This is a genomic window from Acetobacterium bakii (assembly GCF_001263355.1).
Lineage (GTDB): Bacteria > Bacillota > Clostridia > Eubacteriales > Eubacteriaceae > Acetobacterium > Acetobacterium bakii.
Genome location: NZ_LGYO01000035.1, coordinates 1 through 4,965 on the forward strand (window position 1 = coordinate 1; position 4,965 = coordinate 4,965).

Here is a 4,965-nt window from a genome sequence, read left to right on the forward strand (position 1 = left end):
TGTCTCAATCTGACCATTTTTAAGTCTAACTAAATCCATTATTTGATCTTTCTGTCCCATAACGCACCTCCGTACTAGCACACTTCTATTCTATCATTTCGAAGTTCATACGTACAGGTTTATCGAAATTTTTCACTTATTCTTTCTACCTGTGAAATACCAATTATTAATTCTGGAAACATCCATATAAATGGCCAGCTGGAAAAGCGTAATTCCTCCCTTGAGAAACAGAAAAAACTCAGAAATGCCAAAAATCATTGCCGGAATGAGTATTCCAATCTGATAGTGGTTCTTCCTTATATTTGAGTAAATTCCTTGTTCAACTGAACATAATTCTGGAATTGTCATGCTTTTAATATGTGTGATTTATTGAATATTCAAAATAGTGGAAGATGAACCGATTAATCCTGACCATGTGTCAGTCGAATCATATGTTCAACATATTTATCTGATTCAATGGTATACCACCAAGAATTAAGCAATAGTAATAAATCGTATGCTTACGAATTGGGAATGTTTCAAGTTTTGTGTAAACTCTCAAAACTGATATAGTGGGATTTAATCTTAATGAATAAATGGCGACAAACCACAATTTGTCCCTTAATTGCATTATACATCGATTTTCCGGCAAGTCAATAAAAAGGATACAATTAGTTTACACTGCCCATCACTGCCTTTTCTTGAATTAATTTCAAAATAAATTAGCCAATAAAACCGTACTTATTATCCGAGAAACTTTTTTATATATAAGAAAATTCCGATATTTTCTAGAGATTATTGGGATAATTCAGATTCCTCGTCGGCGGGAACACCCTTGCCCATGGTTATGCACTTGACCCATGTTCGGAACTTTCACCCGTTCGATTACGCCTATGCTCACACCTAGAAAAAGACCACTTTTTCAGTGGCCTTTAATTCTTTCCTTGGTTTTATTCATTAAAATTAATGTGTATAATCAATGATTCTAATTGATCCTCCAGCCTTCTTTTCTATTGCAGCTATCATCTGTTCTGCATTCGGACACGGAAACCTAATGGGATTGCCCTTTGTGATACATGAAACAATAACAATCGTGTCCGCACCTCTTTTAATCATTTCAGCAGCTCTTGTAACAGCGTTTTCCCTGGGCATCCACCACAGGTATTCATTCTGGCAACTTCGTTATCTTCCTCAATTCCTTCAAAAGCCAGCTTCTTAGTATTAATTACTTTAAAACACGTTGTTGCCGGGCACATATCTTCCGTCTGCATACATCTGATTAATCCGATCTTCATAAATAGACCCTCTCTCTGTGGTAGCTGATATTTAGTTTCAGTACTCGTGTCATAGACCGTTACACTTTGATCTTCACTGAGTGCAGCAACCGGAACTAGCTCTGGCACTGATACAGATTGAGATATTGCACTTCGGCGGGCTCAGAGGACATACCATTGTGACTCCCAGGATCAGTATTGAATGTCACCTCATTTCCATTGCTGGTAGCGACAATGGTTCTATTCACATAGGTTCTGTAAACCAGTATACCTCTGGCTTGAAGTCTATTCATCACTTTCTGTGTCGTATGACCATAGTTATTCCCTTTGCACGCTTATAACAACAACCTTATGATTGACCTTATCCTGGAATCTGTCACCTGTGGATGCTCGACTGCCATGATACCCGACTTTTAGGACAGTTACCGTTAAATCTGAACCGTTTGATACTGTCTGCCTTTCTGAGACCGCTTCTGCATCTCCTGTTAATAAGAGTGATGTATTCTCATAGGTTGCTTTTACAACGATCGAGTAATCATTTGCATCGTCATATCTGGTTCCTTTAGGAGCTAAGATGGTCTTTTTGCTTTTTCCAGATGTCATGACTAATTTATACATTTTGTGAAGTCATTCTTTTCTTATCTAATAACAATTATCTGCGTACTTGTCAAGTTAGTTTATCGGTAGTATCATTGTATCAGGTATTAAAAATGTATTACTACCAAATTTAAATGAAAGGATTGATGAATGCGGTATTAAATTTCCAAAAAGGAACTTTTACAAAATAACTATTATGAAAGAAGGGATAAAATGGTTTTTGTTGCATGTGCCATTCTGGCAGAAGAAATAAAGTGTGCCATGAAAGAATTGGGAATACAAGATGAGGTCATTTTTATTGATCCAGCCTTGCATATTGATGATAAGCTATTAGAAGCAGCATTGATTGAGAAACTAAATGAAGCACAAAGCAGAAATGATAAAATCGGATTGTTAATTGGTACGAGCTGCCATCCTAAGATGATGGAAATCGCGAAAAAATATGAGGCAAAAATAGCCCCAAAAGCAAACTGCACGGATCTTCTACTTGGTGATAAGATGAAAGAGCTGGATTCAGAGTGTAACAGTTTTTACGTTTCATGCGGATGGCTTGAGAATTGGCGAAATATTTTTGTTGATGGGTTGAAATGGGATGCCTGCGATGCCCGCCAGAATTTTGGGTCATATGAAAGAGTAGTCTTTGTGGATACTGGAATTGGTGAAGTTTCGGATGAAGATCAATTTGACTTTTTTGAGTATACACAAGTACCGATTGAACCATATGAAACTTCACTTGATCATTTCAAAGCACAAATCATGTCTTTATACAAAAAATAAAATACACCCACCAAGATAAGAAATCTCATTTTCAAAAATATAAGAAAATGAGATTTCTTTATCTGGAATCGTAGTAACCATTTTTTCAATGCACTTATGATTATTTTGTTATATGTACTTGAGCTCCCCAATGTGCGAGTTGATTAAGAATCGGCATCAAATCACGACAATCGTCAGTCAAAGAATATTCGACCCGCAATGGCATTTCCATAAATTGTTCCCGGGATATAAGCCCCTCTTCTTCCAGCTCTTTTAATGAACTTGCCAACATAGTATTTGTTATCCCTCTGATCTTGCGTTTCAGCTCATTAAATCTCGTTGTTCCGTCCTGAAAAAGAGCACATAAAATGGGTATCTTCCATTTTCCGCCAATTAGACTTAACGCACTTCCTAATGGACAATAGTCCATGCACGGACAATTGTCTTTACAAGGGCTATTATTTTGATCGTCAATTAAAGTCATTTTTTTCTCACCTACTCATAATATTCTGCGTACTTGAAATATCAAATATTCCGTAGTATTATTATACCAGGTAGTAAAACCAAAGTATATGACTATCTAAAAAAAATATTAAGGAGATGGCGAAATGGTTATTAGTAAGGAAATAAAAGCAGTTATTGAGGGCTCAGCATTCCTCTCTCTTGTCACACTGGGTGCAGATGGCACTCCCCACCCAATTATTGCAGGCAAAGGTGAAGTTATCGATGATGCAGTGGTCTTTGGCATTTACAAAATGGAAACAACACAGAAGAATTTGGAGACTAACATAAACGCATGGGTTGTAGGAGCCACAATGAATGACGGTCCTGAAGGTTATCGTCTCACTGGCACAGCTACAGTCAAAGATAAGCAGCTTATTTTTACCCCGATAAAAGTGGACGCTCTGATATAAGCCGTCAATTTAACCGGCTCCAGATATGATCTTGACACTGGAAAAGTAGAATATTACCCAGAAGTATAGGTGTTTAAAAATATCTCTGTTATAATGTGCGTTCAAACTATAACTCTGGAGGTTAATATTAAAAAGATACTATGTATCAGTGGATCACCGATTAAGAATAGCAACACTGATCGAATGCTTAAAACCATTGCCGATCAAACCGGTTTTGAATATGATTTTATTAAACTAAGTGATTGGGTTGTCCGCCCGTGTTTGGCTTGTAAAGCCTGTGTTACAACCAATCGATGTGTTCAGAAAGATGATTTTGAGGAAATAAGCAATCTTATTTTAGGGGCAGAGGTCGTTATTTTTGGCGTGTACACACCCTATGGCATGATTGATGCTTTTTCAAAAGCGCTGCTTGAAAGATTATGGTCAATGCGGCATATCAATAGCCTGAACAGCGGCAAGTTTGCCATTACCGTGGTAACATCTGCTAATAAAAATACCGCTGAACAAGTCAACCAGCAGATCATGATGGAAATGGTCATGGAAAAATTCATCCTACTCGATCAGCTCGTTATTAATGGCACCATTCCCTGCTTTACCTGTGGTAAGGGAGACATCTGTGGCAATTCTGCCGCCCCTATGCAGGTAGGTGAAAATGGGATCGTATCCGATTCCAATTGTTTTGATGTTGAAACTCAAAGCGTCTTTGAAAAAGGAAAGAAACTTGGAAAATTATTAGGCGATTACCTTAGAAATGATCCTGCCTTTGATAAAGAAGGATACCAAAAGAATATTAACAAAATGATGGGACAGATCATGCCCGTGATGGATCAGGGTATGCGACAGTGGCGAGAAGATGAACTGAAAAAAGTCAATATGCAAATAAAAAAGAATTAGCAGTTTGTAGTTTATTCATCCTGTATAATTTTAGAAAAGGTCCAGTCCCAGCTATGAACCTATATGGTTCTGTTGGGATTGGGCCTTTTCTTAATTTGCGCAACTGTCTGGAAATCAGGAAAAATTAAGCAACATATTTCTATTTTCAATGATGCCTGAAATGGTTTTTGCTGATCCATTAGCACATAATGTATAGGATAAACTAACAAACGAGGTTCTTGATGCCACTAAAGGATGGATTCTTAAATGACATCGTTATGTATCCTCTGCTGTATTTGATTCTGTGTCTATTTTACCAAAAATTCACACCTCAGTTGGCGAGAATTATCAATGAGGTTGAAAATACTTTTGACACACTAACCAAACATAAAAAAAATGGCTTTAAAAAGCCATTTTCGATAGATCTTACTGGAGCTAGCGGGCGGAATCGAACCGCCGACCTACTGATTACGAAACAGTAGGTAAATGGCATATTAAAGCCTTAAAACTAAAATTAATATACATATTGCTAAAAATGATGCTATACGCAATAAATGAAGTTGTTGTCATAA

At 37.1% G+C, this 4,965-nt stretch carries 6 protein-coding genes and 1 pseudogene; 3 read left to right on the top strand and 4 right to left on the bottom strand.

Annotated elements, in window-relative coordinates:
- Positions 1-942 precede the first annotated feature (942 nt).
- The 3 genes and pseudogenes from AKG39_RS13950 to AKG39_RS13955 form a co-directional block, all read right to left on the bottom strand.
- Positions 943-1,274, bottom strand: a pseudogene (locus AKG39_RS13950) (CGGC domain-containing protein).
- 95 nt (positions 1,275-1,369) lie between these two features.
- Positions 1,370-1,546 (bottom strand): hypothetical protein, encoded by a 177-nt coding sequence (locus tag AKG39_RS20115; RefSeq protein ID WP_160316197.1) that lies wholly within the window; start codon positions 1,544-1,546, stop codon positions 1,370-1,372.
- 25 nt (positions 1,547-1,571) lie between these two features.
- On the bottom strand, positions 1,572-1,871 hold the full coding sequence (locus AKG39_RS13955; RefSeq protein ID WP_050741023.1) for a ComEC/Rec2 family competence protein: 300 nt from the start codon (positions 1,869-1,871) through the stop codon (positions 1,572-1,574).
- A gap of 192 nt (positions 1,872-2,063) precedes the next feature.
- Between AKG39_RS13955 and AKG39_RS13960 the strand changes: the two genes are divergently transcribed.
- Entirely contained in the window at positions 2,064-2,627 is a 564-nt protein-coding gene (locus AKG39_RS13960) for a DUF1638 domain-containing protein (protein ID WP_050741024.1), read from the top strand.
- 100 nt (positions 2,628-2,727) lie between these two features.
- Here AKG39_RS13960 and AKG39_RS13965 read toward each other — a convergent pair whose 3' ends face one another.
- On the bottom strand, positions 2,728-3,090 hold the full coding sequence (locus AKG39_RS13965) for a winged helix-turn-helix transcriptional regulator (RefSeq protein ID WP_050741025.1): 363 nt from the start codon (positions 3,088-3,090) through the stop codon (positions 2,728-2,730).
- A gap of 124 nt (positions 3,091-3,214) precedes the next feature.
- On the opposite strand from AKG39_RS13965, the gene AKG39_RS13970 reads away from it, so the two are divergent.
- Positions 3,215-3,520: a pyridoxamine 5'-phosphate oxidase family protein gene (locus AKG39_RS13970; RefSeq protein WP_050741026.1), complete on the top strand. Its 306-nt coding sequence runs from the start codon at positions 3,215-3,217 to the stop codon at positions 3,518-3,520.
- A 93-nt stretch (positions 3,521-3,613) separates the two neighbouring features.
- A complete protein-coding gene (locus AKG39_RS13975; protein ID WP_115028157.1) occupies positions 3,614-4,414 on the top strand; it encodes a flavodoxin family protein in 801 nt (266 codons plus the stop codon).
- Positions 4,415-4,965 lie beyond the last annotated feature (551 nt).

Coding starts and splice junctions, on each gene's coding strand:
- AKG39_RS13960 (WP_050741024.1), top strand. CDS start 2,064: ATGGTTTTTGTTGCATGTGCCATTCTGGCAGAAGAAATAAAGTGTGCC.
- AKG39_RS13975 (WP_115028157.1), top strand. CDS start 3,614: ATGTGCGTTCAAACTATAACTCTGGAGGTTAATATTAAAAAGATACTA.
- AKG39_RS13955 (WP_050741023.1), bottom strand. CDS start 1,871: ATGTATAAATTAGTCATGACATCTGGAAAAAGCAAAAAGACCATCTTA.
- AKG39_RS13970 (WP_050741026.1), top strand. CDS start 3,215: ATGGTTATTAGTAAGGAAATAAAAGCAGTTATTGAGGGCTCAGCATTC.
- AKG39_RS20115 (WP_160316197.1), bottom strand. CDS start 1,546: ATGAATAGACTTCAAGCCAGAGGTATACTGGTTTACAGAACCTATGTG.
- AKG39_RS13965 (WP_050741025.1), bottom strand. CDS start 3,090: ATGACTTTAATTGACGATCAAAATAATAGCCCTTGTAAAGACAATTGT.